Source organism: Undibacterium pigrum, assembly GCF_003201815.1.
In the GTDB taxonomy this organism is placed as follows: Bacteria; Pseudomonadota; Gammaproteobacteria; order Burkholderiales; family Burkholderiaceae_D; genus Undibacterium; species Undibacterium pigrum.
The window spans coordinates 232,294-251,685 of sequence record NZ_QJKB01000003.1; the positions used below are offsets into that span (position 1 = coordinate 232,294).

A 19,392-nucleotide genomic window follows, 5' to 3' on the forward strand; every position below is an offset into this window, starting at 1 on the left:
CTGTCAGTTTTGCTAGTATGCACATACTGACTTAAATACCTATTTGCAAAAAATCCTGGTCCTGCACCAGCGTGGCCAGACTAAGTTCAAACCAGATGTTGCCATCTTTATCCCTGTACTTCTTCTTCAACCAGGGCTTGTTTTCAAGCTGATTGTCGTCAAAGGGGATTTCTTCCATTTCTGAAACCGTACGCAAACCCAGAACCTGGGATACCAGCAAGCCACTGTTGAATGCCATGCCGGGTGCGAAAGCAACAATCCGGCATTGTGTATCTTGCTTGGTGCTATCCAAACCCTGGAAGCGCGGCAAATCGACGACACCCGTCAAATTGCCGCGAATATTGGACAAGCCTATGTACCAGTCGCGCGTCAAAGGCACTCTGGTCAGGGTGCCCGCAGTGACGATTTCTCCGGATTCACGCAAATCCAGGAGATAACGTCCCTGTCCTATCATAATGCCGAGCTGGCTAAGTTTCGTATAGCCACCACGCTGGGCAGCCTGCATGCGCTCAACCAGCTGCGCCTGAAATTCACGCAAACGGGTACGACGCACACCCTTTTCAGGTTTGACAACTTCCAGATTTGCTGCAGCAGTTTCACGCACAGTCTGATTCATGAGGCAATCCGCAGATATCTTATTATTGATACAAGAATGAAAACTTGTCTGGATGGATTAACCAAGAGCAGAAATTTTCGCCAGCAACTCTGCCGGATCTATCGGCTTGACCAGATAATCACGGGCACCCTGACGCAAACCCCAGATACGATCAGTTTCCTGATTTTTGCTGGTGCAGATAATCACTGGCACGTCCTGGGTATCCGGATCCCTGGCAATTGCGCGAGTGATCTGAAAACCATTTTGCCCTGGCATAACCACGTCCATCAAAATTAATTGTGGTTTGTCAGCCTTGATTTTTGTCAGTGCTTCCTCACCGTTTTCAGCTGTTGATACTGAAAAACCATTTTTCACCAATACATCGGTCAGGAAATAGCGTTCTGTTGGAGAATCGTCTACTACCAGAATTTTTTGAATGGCCATCTTGTTTTACCTCACATTAACTAACTTAACTATATAAACCTAGGTCGCCGAAGTGTAATTTTTTACAGTTTTCAGCAGACTATCCTTTGTAAAAGGTTTGGTCAGATACTCATCAGAGCCGACCATTGCACCACGGGCGCGGTCAAATAAACCGTCCTTAGAAGACAACATGATTACCGGTGTATCCCGGAATTTCGCGCTTTTCTTGATCAGAGCGCAAGTCTGATATCCATCCAGTCTGGGCATGAGGATATCGCAAAAAATCAGGTCTGGATGAGAATCGTTAATCTTGGCAAGCGCATCAAAGCCATCTTCTGCCAATACTATCTTGTATCCGGCCTGACCAAGAAAAATCTCGGCAGAACGGCGTATGGTGCTGCTATCGTCAATCACCATGATTTTCAAGTTCTCGTTGCCTGTCAACGTTGACATAAAATCATCTCTTCCCGGCAGTATTAAGGTTACATATCACTGTAACAAAAAATCGCACATTTGCGCTTTTTTTCCTTGAATAAACATATTAAGCAACATCAAAATCGACAAATCGATCAGATTGCCACCATTTCGAAGTCTTCTTTACGGGCACCGCACTCAGGGCAGGTCCAGTTCATGGGGACATCTTCCCATTTGGTGCCGGCCGGAATGCCATCTTCAGGTGAACCTTGCTCTTCATCATATACCCAACCGCAAATCAAGCACATCCACGCCTTGAAAACTACCTTCTCCGTTACCGTATCAGTCACGACTAAAACCCTTCAATCAAGTAAAATATTGAAACTGCTGCAAATATTCTGTTTGCATTGTGTTACCAATGGCATTTGCGCGAGTAATTTAAGTCCTCACGAAGTCAGCTATATTAATCTACCCAACGTGCAAAACCAAATTTCTCCACTAATACTTAGCTTTGGCGCATCAGATCCTGTTGCTGCCACTGGCATCCATGCCGATCTGGCATCGTTTGCTGCCATGGGCTGTTACGGCCTGCCCGTCATCACCGCCATTTTAACTGGTGATACGTCGCAAATCGATGATTTACACCCACTTGATGGCGATTTAGTTGATGAACAGGCTCGTACAGTGCTCGAAGACATGCCGGTACTGGCCTTTAAAGTCGGCCAGACAGGCAGCGTCGAAAACGTCACCGTCATCGCCGAAATCGTCTCAGACTATCCTGAGCTGCCACTGGTACTCGATCCTTTCAACGCGGCACTGGCGGAACAAGGGCCAGAAGCAGAAGATCTGGCGCTGGCAATCCGTGAACTGCTGATACCTCAGGCCAGCCTGCTGATGATCTCGGCAGTGGAGCTGTCACGTCTGGCAGAAACCTGGAAAGAAAGCAGTGACGCCGAATCTGAATCTGATGCCGAAAACAGTGCCGGAACTGGTACTGAAGCAGAAGATCTGGCTGCTGACACCATGACGCTGATCGAATCCGGCTGCGAGTATATATTAGTCACGGGCACTGCGGGTGAAACTGGTGAAGTGGTTAACACTTTATATAATGAATCCGGCATCGTCAGGCGAGATATCTGGCAAAGATTGCCAGGCTCGCACGCAGGCGCCGGCTCCACATTGTCTGCCGCAATTGCCGCCCTGCTGGCAAACGGCCTGGAAATTCCCGAAGCCGTACTCGAAGCCCAGGAGTTTACTCATGCCGCCTTAAGCCACGCGCAAAGGCTGGGAATGGGCAGACTGATCCCGGACCGTTATTTCTGGGCCAAGGAAGCCGAGCATACTCAACTCTGAGCCGTCCGTCCATTCGCACTATTACTTACTGAATAAAGCTCCATCATGACTGATAAAAACGACATCCTCTTTGCCCGCGCCCAAAAGACTACTCCTGGTGGTGTGAACTCTCCCGTACGTGCCTTCCGCTCTGTCGGCGGCACGCCACGCTTCATCACGCGCGCAGCCGGTCCTTATTTTTGGGATGCAGAAGACAAGCGTTATATCGATTACATAGGCTCATGGGGCCCGGCCATCGTTGGCCACGCCCACCCTGAAGTTATCAGCGCAGTACAGGAAGCCGCAGCCCGCGGCCTGAGCTTTGGCGCGCCGACTGAAGGTGAAATCGAGATGGCAGAAGAAATCTGCAAACTCGTGCCCAGCATAGAACAAGTACGCCTGGTATCGAGCGGCACAGAAGCCACCATGAGCGCCCTGCGTCTGGCACGCGGCGCTACCAAACGTGACAAGATCATCAAGTTTGAAGGTTGCTACCACGGTCATGCCGATTCTTTACTGGTCAAGGCTGGCAGTGGCTTGCTGACGTTTGGCAACCCGACTTCTGCCGGTGTGCCGGAAGACTTCAGCAAGCACACCCTGGTGCTTGACTATAATAATTGCGAGCAACTGGAAGAAGTGTTCAAGTCCATCGGCGACCAGATCGCCTGCGTGATTGTTGAGCCAGTCGCCGGCAATATGAACCTGATACGCGCCACGCAAGAATTCATCAACACCATGCGCAAGCTGTGTACAGCGCATGGCAGCGTCCTGATTTTTGATGAAGTAATGTGCGGCTTCCGCGTGGGTCTGCATGGTGCGCAGGCATTGTATGGCGTGCAGGCTGACCTGACTTGCCTGGGCAAGGTCATCGGTGGTGGCTTGCCGGTCGCCGCCTTTGGTGGCCGCGCTAAATTGATGGGCCACATGGCACCTTTGGGTGGCGTGTACCAGGCGGGCACCTTGTCAGGCAACCCGGTGGCCGTGGCAGCTGGCATGACGACCCTGAAAATTATCCAGCAGGCAGGCTTCTATGAAAACCTGACAGCACAAACCCGCAAGCTGGTGGATGGATTGACTGCTGCAGCCAAAGCTGCCGGCATCACATTCTGCGCAGATGCAGTAGGTGGCATGTTTGGCCTGTATTTTGCAAATGAAGTACCGGGCTCTTATGCCGCCATGATGGCCAGCGACAAGGAAAGATTCAACCGCTTCTTCCACCTCATGCTGGACCAGGGCGTCTACCTGGCGCCATCTGCTTTTGAAGCTGGCTTCGTTTCCGCCCAACATGATGATGCCATCATTGCTGATACGATTGCCGCTGCTGAAAAGGCTTTTGCACAACTCTGATCGCAGACCAGCTAAAACCATAAGGGAGCTTGCTGATGCTGGCTCTCTTCCAGCTCCCCCTTATATATTAGTAGCTTCAGTTTTTTGATCTGAAGTCCACCTGCCCCGGCCGTCCTGGCAAATTCAAATTCGCATGCGGCACCGGCGTCTGGCTGATGACTTTGCCGCGGCGCAGCACGTGAGTGCGGGTGGCGCGCAAACGTATTGCTTCCACCGGGTCGCTGGCATCGAGTATCACCAGGTCGGCATTGCAACCCACTTCCAGTCCATATCCCTCCAGCCCTAATATGCGCGCTGGTGTAGCCGTCACTGCCTGGAAGCACTGACGCATGGCATCCTGCCCAGTCATCTGCGCCACATGGAGACCCATTTGTGCGACTTCCAGCATGTCACCAGACCCCAGGCTATACCAGGGGTCCATCACGCAGTCATGCCCGAAGGCGACTTCTATGCCTGCAGCCAGCATCTCGGGCACGCGTGTCATGCCACGGCGTTTGGGGTAAGTATCGTGGCGGCCTTGCAGGGTAATATTGATGAGTGGATTGGCGATGGCAGCCACGCCAGCTTCACGTATCAGCGGCAATAATTTACTGACATAGTAATTGTCCATGGAATGCATGGAGGTCAGATGTGAACCAGCCACCCTGCCCTGCATGCCCAGTCTGTGGGTGTGATAAGCCAGAGTTTCTATATGGCGCGACAAGGGGTCGTCCGATTCATCGCAATGCATATCGACCCGCAGACCTTTGTCGGCAGCGAACTCGCACAACAGACGTACTGATTCTGCGCCATCGGCCATGGTGCGTTCAAAATGCGGTATGCCGCCGACCACATCCACACCCATGGCGATGGAACGCTTGAGATTATCCATGGCGGTGGCGCTGCGCAAGATACCATCTTGCGGAAATGCCACCAGTTGCAAATCCAGATAAGGGGCAACGCGGCGCTTCACTTCCAGCAAGGCTTCCACCGCCAGCAAACGGTCATCACAGATATCGACGTGTGAACGTATCGCCAGCAAGCCACGCCCCACCGCCCAGTCGCAATAACGCATGGCCCGCTCGACCAGCGCTTCTTGTGTCAGCATGGGTTTCAGTTCGCCCCATAAAGCTATGCCTTCGAGCAAAGTGCCTGACTGGTTTACCCGTGGCAAGCCATAGCTGAGCACGGCATCCATATGGAAGTGGGCATCAACAAACGGTGGCGTTACCAGGTTACCGCTGGCATTGATTTCCTCTGCCCCACTGACAGGCAAAGCGACATCGACAGCGCTGATGCGACCATCCTGGATAGCGATATCGATACCCTTGCGACCATCTGGCAAACTGGCATTGCGTATGACAAGATCGTTCATTGGAAATCTCTCCATATTATTAGTCCACAATGAGTACACAATAGTTATTACAGAAAATATACGCCATGAGCCTCATCCTGCGTCATAATCTTGGCACAGAAAGGCAGGACTCTTATGGCAACAATGAAGCAAGTCGCGGAGAAAGCCCGGGTTTCAACGACCACGGTTTCTCACGTCATCAATAATACCCGTGTCGTCAGTGAAGATGCACGTGAACGTGTGCTGGCTGTCATCCAGGAATTGCGCTACATCCCCAGCGCGGTTGCGCGCAGCCTCAAGAATGACCGCACCCACACCCTGGGTATGATGATACCGAATAATTCCAATCCCTATTTTGCCGAAATCATACAGGGGATAGAGGATGCTTCATTCAAGCTGGGCTATAACATTATCCTGTGCAATTCCTATGATGACCCAAAGAAGCAGGCGGCCTATATCCGCGTGCTGATGGAGAAACGCATTGATGGCCTGATCCTGGTGTCCTCCGGTTCAGATGAAGAGTTGACGCAATTGCTGGCCGACGAAGGCATACCCAAGGTATTGGTGGATAGGGAAGTATCAGGTGTGGTGGCCGATTTTATTGAAGCCGACCATGAACAGGGTGGCTATGAAGCGACCCGTTACCTGATAGGTCTTGGTCACAAGCATATTGCCTGCGTTGCTGGTCCCGACATTTTGCTACCAAGTGGTGACCGCGTCACCGGCTACCGCCGCGCCTTGCAGGAAGCAGGGTTGGAATTCAAGAGTGAATATCTGATCCATGCCGACTTCACCAGCCAGGGTGGCTTTAACGCTTTCCAGCAACTGCTGGCGCTACAGCAACGGCCTACGGCAATTTTCGCCAGTAATGATTTGATGGCGATAGGCGGCATCAGGGCAGCCAATGAGGCTGGCATCAGGATACCGGAAGCCTTGTCCGTCATTGGTTACGATGATATTGCCCTGGCCTCGTTCAGCACCCCGCCATTGACGACGATAGCACAGCCCAAACAAGCCATAGGTAATCTGACAGCCCAGATACTGGTCAACCGCATCGTTGACCCGGAAGCGCCATTAAGGCGGGAGATGCTGAAATCCAGCCTGGTAATACGCCAGTCAACCAGCAAGCCTGAGGCTTAAAATAAAGGTAAGTTTGCAAATGCCTTGATCAACACCATATTTAATATCTGCAATATGATCAAAGCGACCAAAGGTGAAAAGTCCAGCCCGCCCAATGGTGAAATCAATTTGCGCAAAGGCGACAAGACCGGCTCGTTCAAGGCACGGATAAAAGGTGCGAAGGGTGCATGTGGGTTAACCCAGCTAAACACGGCTTCCAGCACCAGCAATGCCATCAGGCCATAGAGTATCCATTGAAGTACACGGAAAATCGTCAGCCACAGAATTGCAAGCAGGGAAAACTGGCCCAGCAGCCATACCTTGACCATCATCGCCAGCATGGCGACTACTAAAACAGCAATCAGCGTTGCCCAGTCATATCCACGAAAACCCGGGACTATCCTGCGTATAGGGTGAACGAGCCAATCTGTCAGTTGAAAAATTGCTTGCGCAAGACCTGCTGGTGGACGGACTCTTTGCACTTGCATCCAGAAACGCAGCAGCAAAAATCCAGCAAACAAACCGGTCACTGTATCAATGACAAAAGTGAAAATTTCAGATAACACGATACACCCTTAAAAAAAACCCACTGCATGACGAATCAGACAGTGGGTATTGTGCCTGAATAAAACCAGGCCACCAAGCATATCAAAGATTATGCCGGGCGATTACCAGTTGGGAAAGGCCACGCTGCATTTGGACTAACAACGGTTTTTGCATCAGGTGTCGCTGGTTTTGCTGGAGCGGCCTTTTTTGCGGCTGGCTTAGCCGCGGCTTTTTTTGCTGCGGCTGGCTTAGCGGCTGCTGCTGGCTTGGCTGCTTTGGCTGCTGCTGGTTTAGCCGCTGGCTTTGCTGCTGCTGGCTTGGCTGCTTTAGCAGGCTTTGCAGCAGCTTTAGCTGCTGGTTTAGCGGCTGCCTTAGTTGCTTTAGCTGCTGGCTTGGCTGCTGCTTTAGCTTTTGCTGCTGGTTTAGCTGCTGCTTTTTTCGCTACTGGCTTAGCTGCTGCCTTTGTCGCTTTAGCTGCTGGTTTAGCGGCTGCTTTAGCTTTAGCTGCTGGCTTGGCTGCTGCTTTAGCTTTTGCCGCTGGTTTAGCTGCTGCTTTCGCTTTAGCTGCTGGCTTGGCTGCTGCCTTAGTCGCTTTAGCTGCTGGCTTGGCTGCTGGTTTAGCTGCTGCTTTAGCTTTTGCTGCTGGCTTGGCCGCTGCTTTTTTCGCTACTGGCTTAGCTGCCTTGGCTGCTGGTTTAGCTGCTGCCTTGGTTGCTTTAGCTGCTGGCTTGGCTGCTGCTTTTTTAGCTGCTGCTGGTTTAGCTGCTGCCTTGGTTGCTTTAGCTGCTGGCTTGGCCGCTGCTTTTTTAGCTGCTGCTGGTTTAGCTGCTGCCTTGGTAGCTTTAGCTGCTGGCTTAGCTGCAGCTTTTGCTGCTGGCTTGGCCGCTGCTTTTTTAGCTGCTGCTGGTTTAGCCGTTGCCTTGGTAGCTTTAGCTGCTGGTTTAGCTGCAGCTTTTGCTGCTGGCTTGGCCGCTACTTTTTTCGCTGCTGCTGGTTTAGCTGTCTTAGCTGCTGCTTTTTTTGCAGCAGGTTTCTTCGCTGCTACTGGTTCGTCCGGGGACGGTTGTGGTGCTGTTGCCATTTTGTTTCTCCTTCGATTGATGGAAAAAATCAGATAAAAATTAAATCCGCTCGATCCATTCAAGCGGATTATTCATCGGCACAAACATGATCGCTGTTTGCGCTAATGAATTCTGCACCGGCCGAACTGCTCCATCCCCTCTATTGATGGGGCACTTCAGCCATCCTGGTTTGCTTAATGTTGCTTAATGCCGGCTCCTGGCCTGGCGGCAAACCCAAAAACGCCTGCATTAATTGCAGACGCCGGTATCCTGTTGCGAAATACAAAGACCAATAGCCACAATACCCAGTGTAGCCAGGTATTGCGGCACTAACAGTTCAAAACAATGTTGTCTATGACTGTCCATTCAGTTTGGTGAGGCCTCTCGCGTTTTACATCTTGTGCAAATCATGAGCAATCCCGGGGGACACTGACAGCTTGCGGCGTTTCCTGATTTGATGATTGCTTGTGTCTGTCTTTTCTATCTGGGGTCTTGCAAACCCAAATTCAACATCACATTCAAAACTTCAATCAACCTGCTCGCACTACTTGATCAGAAATCCCTGATCCGGATTTTGGCGTTCGCTGTTTTCAGCGCTTATTCCCAGTTGAGGGCTCCGCCAGTTTGATACTCAATCACACGTGTCTCAAAAAAGTTGCGCTCTTTTTTCAGGTCTATCATTTCACTCATCCAAGGGAAAGGATTTTCTTCCTGAGGGAACAGCGTTTCAAGACCGATTTGTTGTGCGCGGCGATTTGCAATGAACCGTAAATAACCTTTGAACATTGGCGCATTCAAACCGAGCACTCCACGCGGCATTGTATCCTCTGCGTAACGATATTCCAACTCCACAGCACGCAAAAACAACGATTTAATTTCATCGCGAAATGCTGGCGTCCACAAATGCGGATTTTCCATCTTAATTGTATTGATTAAATCGATCCCGAAATTGCAGTGCATCGATTCATCGCGCAAGATGTATTGATATTGTTCAGCCGCGCCCATCATTTTATTTTGGCGGCCAAGCGCCAGAATTTGTGTGAAGCCGACATAGAAAAACAGACCTTCCATCAGGCAGGCAAACACGATGACAGACTTCAGTAAAGTCTGATCTGCCTCGGTGGTGCCAGTCTTGAATTCAGGGTTGGTCAGCACGTCGATAAAAGGAATCAGGAACTGATCTTTGTCGCGGATGGATTCAACTTCATTGTAGGCATTGAAGATTTCTGCTTCATCCAGACCCAGCGATTCAACGATGTATTGATAAGCGTGCGTATGGATAGCTTCTTCAAAAGCCTGGCGCAGCAAATACTGACGGCATTCCGGTGCCGTGATATGGCGGTAGGTGCCGAGCACAATATTATTGGCAGCCAGAGAATCAGCGGTAACAAAGAAACCGAGATTACGTTTCACCAGGCGGCGCTCATCTTCAGTCAGACCATTCGGGTCTTTCCAGAGTTCAATATCACGCTGCATATTGATCTCTTGTGGCATCCAGTGATTGGCGCAACCTGCCAGATATTTATCCCAGGCCCATTTGTATTTGAAGGGAACCAGCTGGTTCACATCCGTGGTGCCGTTGATGATGCGCTTGTCAGCAGCATTCACGCGGCGGGCGACATCACCGGTTGCAGTGGCAGCGTGAGCAGTTGCAGCTACTGGCTTGCTGACCAGGGCTGGGTTGAGGGCAACTTCTTGTGTTTGCAAACGTGCTTGCAAGTCCATGCCGCTTACTGGAGCAGCCGACGGGGCACTGACTGGACGCGGTGCTGGCGCTGCTGGACTGGCCGGTTGTACTTCATCATCCCAAGATAACATTATCAATTCCTTACTTTTTGTAACAGCTTATTTTTGGTGAGAAGAGACTTGGCCTCTTCTCACAACGCTCAGGTCATCAGGTGTGACCTGGCTTACCCAATGTCATGACACCTGGTGTCGATTATTGGCAAGCTTCGCACTCTTCAAAACCAGCATCGCCTGGACGCAACATGCAGGCCGGGCCATCCGTTTCCTGGGGAGCCGCGGCGATACCAGTTGAGGCTGCACCATAACCACCACCATTACCATCCACCGCCACCGCATTCAATGCACCAGTTTTGCTGGTGGATTTTTCAGTGTGCGTTGCACCTATGGTACGCAGGTAGTAAGTGGTTTTCAAACCACGCAACCATGCCAGTTTATAAGTCTCGTCCAGTTTCTTGCCGGATGCGCCTGCCATATAGATGTTCAGGGACTGCGCCTGATCTATCCATTTTTGACGACGCGCAGCCGCCTCGACCAGCCAGGATGGGCTGATTTCAAATGCTGTCGCATACAGAGCGCGCAGATCTTCCGGGATGCGGTCGATGCGGGCCAGGCTGCCGTCAAAGTATTTCAGGTCAGAGATCATGACTTCATCCCACATGCCACGCTCTTTCAGATCGCGCACCAGGTGTTCATTGATCTCGGTAAATTCACCGGACAGATTCGACTTCACATACAGGTTCTGGTAAGTCGGTTCGATACAGGCGGCCACACCAATAATGTTAGAAATTGTTGCAGTCGGGGCAATCGCAACGCAATTGGAATTGCGCATGCCAAATTTCTTGATGCGGTCACGCAATGGGTACCAGTCCATGGTTTCTGAAAAATCTGCTTCCAGATAACCGCCGCGTTCTTCAGCCAGCATCTTCAGGGAGTCTTGCGGCAGAATGCCACGGTCCCACAAAGAGCCAGTGTAAGAACTGTAACGGCCACGTTCTTCAGCCAGTTCAGTTGATGCCCAATAAGCGTAATAGCAGACGGCTTCCATGGAGGTATCAGCGAACTGTACGGCATCCATCGATGCATAAGGGATGCGCATCATGTGCAGGCAATCCTGGAAACCCATGATACCCATACCGACAGGACGGTGACGCAAATTGGAATCGCGTGCTTTCTTCACTGCATAGTAGTTGATGTCGATGACGTTATCCAGCATACGCATCGCTGTACGCACAGTTTTTTGTAATTTAATGTGATCCAGCTTGCCGTCTTTCATGTGGGCAGGCAGGTTGACCGAACCCAGATTACATACCGCGATCTCACTGTCGTTGGTGTTCAGGGTAATTTCTGTACACAGGTTGGAGCTATGGACTACGCCTACGTGCTGCTGTGGTGAACGGATATTGCAAGGATCTTTGAAGGTGATCCATGGGTGGCCAGTTTCAAACAGCATCGACAGCATCTTGCGCCACAAGTCCAGTGCCGGGATTTTTTTGGACAAAGTCAGTTCGCCATTGGCTGCTTTTGCTTCATAAGCGACATATGCCTGCTCGAAAGCCTTACCAAATTTATCATGCAAGTCTGGTACATCGGATGGAGAGAACAAAGTCCAGTCGCCTTTTTCCATGACGCGCTTCATGAACAGGTCAGGAATCCAGTTCGAGGTATTCATGTCATGGGTACGGCGGCGATCATCGCCTGTGTTCTTGCGCAGATCGAGGAACTCTTCGATATCCATGTGCCAGGTTTCCAGGTAGGCGCATACCGCACCTTTACGCTTACCACCCTGGTTAACAGCAACTGCCGTGTCGTTGACGACTTTCAGGAAAGGAACAACACCCTGGGATTTACCATTCGTGCCCTTGATATGCGCGCCGAGCGAGCGTACTGGCGTCCAGTCATTACCCAGACCACCGGCATATTTAGCCAGCAGTGCGTTTTCCTTGATGGCTTCGTAGATACCGTCGAGATCATCGGCAACCGTAGTCAGGTAGCAGGAAGACAGTTGTGAACGTTGTGTACCGGAATTGAACAGGGTCGGTGTCGAGCTCATGAAATCAAAACTGGACAGCAAATTGTAAAATTCTATGGCACGGGTTTCGCGATCGATTTCATTCAGGGACAAGCCCATCGCTACACGCATGTAGAAAGCCTGAGGCATTTCTATACGGGTACCACGTACGTGCAGGAAGTAACGGTCATACAGAGTTTGCAGGCCGATGTAACCAAATTGCAGATCACGGTCAGCAACCAGGGCATTCGCCAGTTTTTTCAAATCAAACTGACCCAGTTTGGCATCGAGCAAATCGGCTTCGATACCTTTCTTGATGAATTTTGGGAAGTATTCAAGATATTCTGCAGCCGCATCCTGTTGCGCCACTTCTTTACCAAACACTTCTTTACGGACTGTATGCAAGAGCAAACGTGCAGTAACCTGGCTGTAAGCAGGTTCTTTTTCCATCAGCGCGCGGGCAGCCAGGATGGCGGATTTATACAGCTCTTCTACCGGTACGCCGTCGTACAGGTTTTTCAGTGTCTCGGCCAGGATAGCATCAGGATCAGCCAGTTTGTCGAGGCCCAGGCAGGCAGCAGCAATCATCTTGCGTACTTCTGCCACGTCCAGCGGTTGAGGTTGACCGTCAACGATGACATGTAATTGCGGCGCAGCAGCTTCCACATGGCCAGGCGCATCATTGACACGACGGCGCTCTTCCATGCGCTTGGCACGGTACAAGACATAAGAACGGGCAACATCATGTTCGCCAGAACGCATCAAGGCCAGCTCAACCTGGTCTTGCACATCTTCTATATGAAAGGTGCCGCCGGCAGGCTGGCGACGCAACAAGGCTGCGACTACGCTGGCCGTCAGTTGCTCTACCAGTTCACGTACGCGGGCAGACTCAGCACCATGCCCACCATTTACCGCCAGAAATGCCTTGGTCATGGCGATGGCGATTTTGGACGGTTCGAAACCAACTACAGAACCATTACGGCGAATGATGCGGTATTCGCTATAACTATTCAGGCTATTGGTGGCGGGTGTTGCCGCCATATTCAAAACCGATCCAAGTTCTGGTTTGGACGTAGTAGATATTTCAATAGAAGAGTGCATTGATCCTCCGGATGCGGTGTTATTTTTTGCCAGCAAAGTTAAAGAAAAACGAACTTGCTGGCATTGGGGGTTAAACAGTTAGGTAATTAAGGCGCAGTACGGCTCACAGCCGGATGCGGCGAAGATCGCCAAATCCGGTTTATTTTGTTTACATCAGACACAAATTCAATTGCAAAACATGAGGGAAATTGAAGCAAGGCAAGAAAACAAACAAATTCTGAAAACCACTACATCTAGTGCGCTACTTTTTATTTGCCCTAATTCTAGTGCTGCATCCACCTATATGCAACCGCTTTTTATTTAATTAATTGAATTATTTTTTCTGTAAATATGTGTATGGGGTGTTGACTTTCGCAAAGCACAGAAATGCGTAAGTGCGGCCGCGAGTAGTCACTAACGTTAAAAGACGTGCCAGGCGCAGGGTCTTTCAATTGGCCAATTAAAAATTGCTGATGAGATCACAACAGGCCAGCGCTACCGCGTGGTAGCAGGGATAGTTTTTACCACCAAGGCGTACCAGGTCAGATCTGCCCTGGTTGCGATGCTGCAGAGTGCGCTGTTGTCCGGATAGTCGCCTGGTCAACGCAGGCACAGCTAAATGATTTACTCCTGAATCTTCAGCTTCTGTATCTGGTAACGCAGTTGACGGAAGCTGACGCCCAGCAATTCTGCTGCCTGGGTGCGGTTGTTGCGAGTTTGATGCAAAGCGCGGCGTATCATTTCACGCTCTACGTTTTCAAGATAGTCAGGAAGCGAACAAGGCAAACCCGGTGCAGCGAATATATCCTGGACCGCAAGCACATCAGGGACAGAAACCGGGGTCTGATCAGCACCCGGCGCACTGTGGTTGCTATTCGTAATGACCTCGGTGGGAACTGGCTGCACCATGGGCAAGTCAGGTATTTTCCTGGTTCCCCGCAAGGCCAGGTCGGTGACTTCAATACAGTCATCATTGGCAAATGCTACCGCACGCTCCAGTATATTTTCCAGCTCACGCACATTGCCAGGAAAATCATAGCTGATCAGGGCGTCGATGGCATCGACTGACATATTAATATCATTACCTGTCAATTTCTTCAGAATACCGCTGGATAATTCGACGATATCTTCGAGCCGCTCGCGCAAAGGTGGCAGATGTAATTCAATGACGTTCAGACGGTAATACAGATCCTGGCGAAAGCGTCCTTCTTCTACACAGATCGCCAGATTCTGGTGTGTCGCACTGATAATACGCACATCGACTGCCTCTTCCACGGTAGCGCCTACTTTGCGTACCCTTCTTTCCTGTATGGCACGCAATAACTTGACTTGCATGGGCAAAGGCAGATCTGCCACTTCATCCAGCATCAGCGTACCACCATTGGCGGCCTGAAAAAAACCGTCCCTGTCATCAGCAGCGCCGGTAAACGCACCTTTTCTATAGCCAAAAAATTCGGCTTCCATCAGGGTTTCAGGAATCGCACCACAGTTAACGGCAATGAAAGGCTTATCTGACCTGGCACTGCTGGTATGAATTTCCCTCGCAGCCAACTCTTTACCGCTACCGGACTCACCTGTAATGATGACCGGCGCCATGCTGCGGGCCAGGCGACTGATCTGCGCTCTGACCTCCTGCATGCCTTGCGACTGTCCTATCATGAAAGAGTTTGCAGGAACGGCCTGTTTTTCTGGTGTTGATTGTTGCTCTTTCTGAACTTCGTTGGTTTGCAAGGCGGATCTGACCAGTTTGCGTAACTGATCCAGTGCAACAGGCTTGGATACATAATCGAAAGCGCCAGCCTTGAGGGCAACCACGGCATTGTCGGCGCTGCCAAACGCGGTGATCACGGCAATTGGGGTGTTCTTGTAGTTGCTATTAACTTCCTGCACCAGTTCCATACCCGAACCATCCGGCAGACGCATGTCAGTCAATACCAGTGCATAACTATGCCTGGCAAGATGGCTGCGCGCCAACGCCAGGGTTTCTGCACTGTCTACATCCAGGCCCATCTTGATGAGGGTAATCTCCAGCAGTTCGCGCAGATGTGCCTCATCATCGACGACCAGGATACGGGGACAGGTCGCAACTTCATTCATACTCATGCACTAAATCCAGAGAAATTAATTACAAAACGCCCACTGGGCTCTGCCTTGCCTTGGTCGGTTTCTTCAACCCTGTACTCATAATCAAGCAAGGCATGGTTATTCAAACACAATTCTCTGGCCATGTACAAGCCAAGACCCGTTCCCATGCGCGAAGTTGTGTAAAAAGGCTCAAATAAATGTGAACGTACATCATAGGGGATGGCCGGACCATCATCTTGTATATGCAACTCCTGACGACCACTGGCATTAACATGGGCAAACAATCTGATACTGCCAGCTTGTCCACTGGCATAACGTATGGCATTCGACAACAGATTCAAGACCACTTCCCGTAAGTGACTGGGGTCAAAGTCGACCATGAAATTCTTGTCTGGCACAACCAGGATCAAATCATCGGCCAGTTCCCGGGTTTCTACAAAATCCCTTACCATTTCTGTCACCATATCCATGACATAGTAGGCGGTCACATCTGACTGAGCCTTGCGCGAGAGTTTCAGGATATCTTCGATCAGCTGATTCAGCCGTGTCACATTGTCATCAACGATTTTAAGCAAGCGGATTGCCTGCTTCCTGTCTGGCCCCAAACTGTCCAGATCTTCATTGAGCAGTGAGGCCGCATAGGAAATCGAGGACAACGGATTGCGTACCTCATGCGCTATACTGGCTGTCAGTCGCCCCATCGAGGCCAGCTTCAGTTGCTGCGCCTGATTTTCAATATCAGATACATCCTGCATGAAGACGATAGTATAAGACCCGCTACGATCTTTCTTGGCACCGGCATTGACACCCTTGATGGCAACCACACGCAGTTTCAGGTGAGTGACGAAATGCGGGCGTTCGCGCTCATTGCGCTCCCCGGTTGCGGTATCGGCTGCCAGTTCCCCCAGTTCAGGGCGAACATCTTCGAGATAGCAGCGTATGGATACGAAAGAAATTTCTTCTTCCTTACGGCGATCTGGCAGATTGGGACGCCCTTGCATGCTGCTCAACACTTCGACGATGGGGCGCAAGGAGGAGATATCGGCCAATTCAACTCCTATCATTTCCTTGGTGAGATTCCCGCCCAGCATACGTACTGCTGCTGGATTGATCTCAAACAGGCATGCATCCTGATTTAACACCAGGATGCCATCGCCCATATCTGAAATAACCAGTTGATTAATCGCCTGCTGTATGGCCAATGCATTGCCACGCTGTGCTGCCAGTCTCTCCTGGTTAATGAGATTATTTGCCAGGCGATTTACCACAGACACCACCGCAAAATAAGCAGCACCAAACAAGCCCGCCTGCGACAAGGGTGCGCCATCTTCCGCCCGTATGTAGTGATACATGCTTTCGCCCAACAAAAACAGGACGACGATGGACGTAAAAAAGAAGGACCAGATCAGGGGACTAAGTATGGCTGCACCTGCCAGCGGAAACAGATACAAAATGCCCAAACCACCTTTATTGCCACCACTGGCCAGATACATGATGGAAATAATGATGATGTCGACCAGTATCTGCGATGTCAGTTGCCGCATGAAGCGACGCGGATACAATTGCTTGAGCACCAGGAAACCGATGGCGACCGCCAAATAGATCAAGCCTATGTCACGGCCAAACAAATACTCATTGGCCCAGACATCCTTGTCAGTGCGCAGGCTAAGCAAGATCAGCAAACTGGCGGCAACGACTACCCGCGAAGCATTCAGCGTTTGTAACGAACGCCAGAATGATTGGGAAGGTTCACCAATGGCAGAGTGGTGTTCAGACATCAATATCCCGCCTGTAGTACCGCATCATGCGAGATCAGCATGTTCTTTACTGCAGTACATTTGCTCACCACGTTGCACCGCTTCCGATGCTGGCAGATAAATCTGGCAATGTGCACAACAGACCATGGTCTCCGCCGACGAGGCGCTGTGTGGATGAGTATCTGTGCTTGTGCTCGTAGCCACCGGTCTTTTTGGCGGCTGCATTTTCTTTTTCAAAGCCAGGATGATCAATACCAGCAGACCTAACCAGAACAACATTCTCATGACAGGCTCCTGTGCAACAAGACTTCGAGCACAAAGCGGCTACCCACATAAGCCAGCAACAAGGTGACGAAACCTGACAACGTGAAAGTCAGTACAGTTTTACCACGCCAGCCACGCCAGAAACGACCGGTCAGCAAAATGGCGAACAAAAGCCAGGACAACAGTGACAGCAAAGTCTTGTGATCCCACTTGAAAGCAACACCCAATACCTGCTCTGAAAATATGACGCCTGACAAGACAGTCAATGTCAATAAAACAAAACCAAGCAAAACAAAACGAAACAGGATTTTTTCCATGGTCAGCAAGGCAGGCAATCTGTCGATCAGCTTATTGAGCCAGTCTGCCTGATGCGAGCCACGCAACTGGTGCAAATGTTTATCCTGCACCGTCATGACTACCGCATGAAAAGCAGCAATGGTCAGCGTGCTGTACGCCAGCATGGCAATTACCACATGCCAGGGGAACATGGCGGTTTTACCTGCCAGAGCGATCAGGCTACCCGGGAAGAAGCTGGGCAATATTGCCATCACGGCAGCATTTGGCATTAATAACAGACGCAAACCATCCAGCGCAGCATTGCGGTTTTCCAGCCAGCACACAAACACTGACACCCATAAGGCCGCCGACAGCATAACGGCAAAACCCACTCTGAGCGCATGATCAGGGAAAATGGTCAGCCACAATGCCATGCCATGTGTCAGCCAGGCAAGGACGCTGACGGCATTGACCAGTGTCAGCAAGCGTCCGGGCAATACTACACTTAGTATATATAAGCCTGCGGCAAGAAATGATAGATAGATTTGCATGGGCCAAGTTTACACCATGTCGCATAAAATTTGGATTATGCACATTCTGCGGCGTCAACTTGCTATCGCTAGCCAGTCACGGCATTGATCGAAGACAAAGATTTTTGATATTTTTTGATTTTGTCATACAAAGTTTTTTTGGGGATGCCCAGCAGTTCGGCGGCGGCAGCAACATTATTGCCACTCTTTTCCAATGCAGACTGTATCAAACTGGCTTCATACGCATCCAGTTTCTCAGGCAGATTGACGCTGGTGATTGGCGATTTCTGCTCGCCAGCCAATGCAGGCAGGTCGGCAAATTCAGCCACGCCCAGCACCAGTTGATCGGCAAAATTGCGTAACTCGCGTACATTGCCCTGCCAGTCAGCCTGCATCCACTGTTGCATTTGCGCTGCTGACCAGAGTGGCACATCCTTTTGATAACGAAGTGCTGCCCTTTGCACGAAATACGACAGCAACAAGGGAATATCTTCACGCCGCTCATTGAGTCTGGGCAAATGCATGGTGATGACGCTGAGGCGGTAATACAGGTCTTCGCGGAACTGCCCTTGCGCACTAAGTTTCAGCAAGTCTGTTTTTGTCGCTGCAATGATGCGACAATCCAGCGCAACGGATTGATTGCCGCCCAGTCTTTCCAGACTGCGTTCCTGCAAAACCCTGAGCAATTTGATTTGCAGGTTCAGCGGCATACTTTCAATTTCATCAAGAAATACCGTGCCACCCTGCGCATATTCCAGCTTGCCTATGCGGCGTTTCTGGGCGCTGGTGAAAGCCCCTGCTTCATGACCGAAAATCTCGCTTTCGAAAACAGACTCTGGCAAAGCACCGCAATTAATAGCAACAAACTCGCCTTTGCAGCCGCTGGCCAGATGCAATTGCCGCGCCACCACTTCCTTGCCGGAACCGGTCGCACCATTGATCAATACATCCACTTGCGTAGGACCTATGCTTTGTATGAATTTCCTGACTTTTTCTATTTGCGGGCTTTGGCCTATCAAGTCCGGTGTGGTCGCATGGTTCAGCCAGGATAATTTGAGCTTACGGTTTTCCATGACCAGGCGTCGCTTTTCCTGCGCGCGCAGGCAAGCGTCGAGCAGGCGTTCAGCCGCAAAAGGTTTTTCCAGGAAATCATAAGCGCCATGACGCATGGCCTCCACTGCCATGCTGACATCGCCGTGGCCAGTGATAATGATGACAGGCAGTTCTGCGTCTATGCTTCTTACTTTTTCCAGTACGTCCAGGCCAGACTTGCCGGGCAAGCGCACATCGGTGACGATAATGCCAGCATAATCTGCCTTGATATGGGTATCAGCCAGTTCGGCACTGGCACAAGCCAGTACCTCGAAACCACCCAGCTCCAGCGTCTGGGTGGTAGCCAGGCGCACTGCCTGCTCATCCTCTATTAATATAGCCAGCATTTCTGTCATTCCTTGTCCTTACTATATATACGTCGTA

The 19,392-nt window shown here is 50.7% G+C and carries 17 protein-coding genes; 4 read left to right on the plus strand and 13 right to left on the minus strand.

Annotation, left to right across the window (positions count from 1 at the left end; all coding sequences use genetic code 11):
* Positions 1-31 precede the first annotated feature (31 nt).
* The 4 genes from DFR42_RS11955 to DFR42_RS11970 all read right to left on the minus strand — a co-directional run bounded on the left by DFR42_RS11955 (position 32) and on the right by DFR42_RS11970 (position 1,740).
* Complete coding sequence (locus tag DFR42_RS11955) at positions 32-616, minus strand: chemotaxis protein CheW (RefSeq protein ID WP_245936937.1); 585 nt, start codon at positions 614-616, stop codon at positions 32-34.
* Between the two features lie 57 nt (positions 617-673).
* Positions 674-1,039: a response regulator transcription factor gene (locus DFR42_RS11960; RefSeq protein WP_110255215.1), complete on the minus strand. Its 366-nt coding sequence runs from the start codon at positions 1,037-1,039 to the stop codon at positions 674-676.
* A 39-nt stretch (positions 1,040-1,078) separates the two neighbouring features.
* Positions 1,079-1,471, minus strand: coding sequence for a response regulator (locus DFR42_RS11965; protein WP_110255216.1), 393 nt, complete (start codon positions 1,469-1,471; stop codon positions 1,079-1,081).
* A gap of 116 nt (positions 1,472-1,587) precedes the next feature.
* The gene (locus DFR42_RS11970; protein ID WP_110255217.1) at positions 1,588-1,740 is read right to left on the minus strand and encodes a rubredoxin; all 153 of its coding nucleotides are present in this window, start codon (positions 1,738-1,740) and stop codon (positions 1,588-1,590) included.
* Between the two features lie 169 nt (positions 1,741-1,909).
* Between DFR42_RS11970 and thiD the strand changes: the two genes are divergently transcribed.
* On the plus strand, positions 1,910-2,785 hold the full coding sequence (gene thiD, locus DFR42_RS11975) for a bifunctional hydroxymethylpyrimidine kinase/phosphomethylpyrimidine kinase (protein ID WP_110255532.1): 876 nt from the start codon (positions 1,910-1,912) through the stop codon (positions 2,783-2,785).
* 45 nt (positions 2,786-2,830) lie between these two features.
* Positions 2,831-4,111 carry a glutamate-1-semialdehyde 2,1-aminomutase gene (gene hemL, locus DFR42_RS11980; RefSeq protein ID WP_110255218.1) on the plus strand — a complete coding sequence of 427 codons (1,281 nt, stop codon included), beginning with the start codon at positions 2,831-2,833 and terminating at the stop codon, positions 4,109-4,111.
* Positions 4,112-4,187: 76 nt separating this feature from the next.
* Here the strand turns inward: hemL and DFR42_RS11985 are convergent, their stop codons facing one another.
* Positions 4,188-5,465 carry an amidohydrolase family protein gene (locus DFR42_RS11985; RefSeq protein WP_110255219.1) on the minus strand — a complete coding sequence of 426 codons (1,278 nt, stop codon included), beginning with the start codon at positions 5,463-5,465 and terminating at the stop codon, positions 4,188-4,190.
* A 114-nt stretch (positions 5,466-5,579) separates the two neighbouring features.
* Between DFR42_RS11985 and DFR42_RS11990 the strand changes: the two genes are divergently transcribed.
* Complete coding sequence (locus DFR42_RS11990; RefSeq protein WP_245936938.1) at positions 5,580-6,584, plus strand: LacI family DNA-binding transcriptional regulator; 1,005 nt, start codon at positions 5,580-5,582, stop codon at positions 6,582-6,584.
* Here the strand turns inward: DFR42_RS11990 and DFR42_RS11995 are convergent.
* A complete protein-coding gene (locus DFR42_RS11995) occupies positions 6,581-7,129 on the minus strand; it encodes a YggT family protein (protein ID WP_110255221.1) in 549 nt (182 codons plus the stop codon). The genes DFR42_RS11990 and DFR42_RS11995 overlap by 4 nt on opposite strands.
* A 246-nt stretch (positions 7,130-7,375) precedes the next feature.
* On the opposite strand from DFR42_RS11995, the gene DFR42_RS29195 reads away from it, so the two are divergent.
* The gene (locus DFR42_RS29195; protein ID WP_170133496.1) at positions 7,376-8,227 is read left to right on the plus strand and encodes a hypothetical protein; all 852 of its coding nucleotides are present in this window, start codon (positions 7,376-7,378) and stop codon (positions 8,225-8,227) included.
* Positions 8,228-8,767: 540 nt separating this feature from the next.
* Here DFR42_RS29195 and DFR42_RS12005 read toward each other — a convergent pair.
* The 7 genes from DFR42_RS12005 to DFR42_RS12035 form a co-directional block, all read right to left on the minus strand.
* A complete protein-coding gene (locus DFR42_RS12005; RefSeq protein WP_110255223.1) occupies positions 8,768-9,988 on the minus strand; it encodes a ribonucleotide-diphosphate reductase subunit beta in 1,221 nt (406 codons plus the stop codon).
* Positions 9,989-10,109: 121 nt separating this feature from the next.
* Positions 10,110-12,965, minus strand: a complete 2,856-nt coding sequence (locus DFR42_RS12010) for a ribonucleoside-diphosphate reductase subunit alpha (RefSeq protein WP_245936957.1) — start codon at positions 12,963-12,965, stop codon at positions 10,110-10,112.
* 663 nt (positions 12,966-13,628) lie between these two features.
* Complete coding sequence (locus tag DFR42_RS12015; RefSeq protein WP_281275158.1) at positions 13,629-15,107, minus strand: sigma-54-dependent transcriptional regulator; 1,479 nt, start codon at positions 15,105-15,107, stop codon at positions 13,629-13,631.
* Entirely contained in the window at positions 15,104-16,867 is a 1,764-nt protein-coding gene (locus DFR42_RS12020; protein WP_110255225.1) for a sensor histidine kinase, read from the minus strand. The genes DFR42_RS12015 and DFR42_RS12020 overlap by 4 nt, the downstream gene beginning before the upstream one ends.
* Positions 16,868-16,891: 24 nt before the next feature.
* On the minus strand, positions 16,892-17,131 hold the full coding sequence (locus tag DFR42_RS12025; RefSeq protein ID WP_146218833.1) for a PP0621 family protein: 240 nt from the start codon (positions 17,129-17,131) through the stop codon (positions 16,892-16,894).
* The gene (locus DFR42_RS12030; protein ID WP_110255227.1) at positions 17,128-17,937 is read right to left on the minus strand and encodes a cytochrome C assembly family protein; all 810 of its coding nucleotides are present in this window, start codon (positions 17,935-17,937) and stop codon (positions 17,128-17,130) included. The genes DFR42_RS12025 and DFR42_RS12030 overlap by 4 nt, the downstream gene beginning before the upstream one ends.
* 68 nt (positions 17,938-18,005) lie before the next feature.
* On the minus strand, positions 18,006-19,355 hold the full coding sequence (locus DFR42_RS12035) for a sigma-54-dependent transcriptional regulator (protein WP_110255534.1): 1,350 nt from the start codon (positions 19,353-19,355) through the stop codon (positions 18,006-18,008).
* Positions 19,356-19,392: the final 37 nt, after the last annotated feature.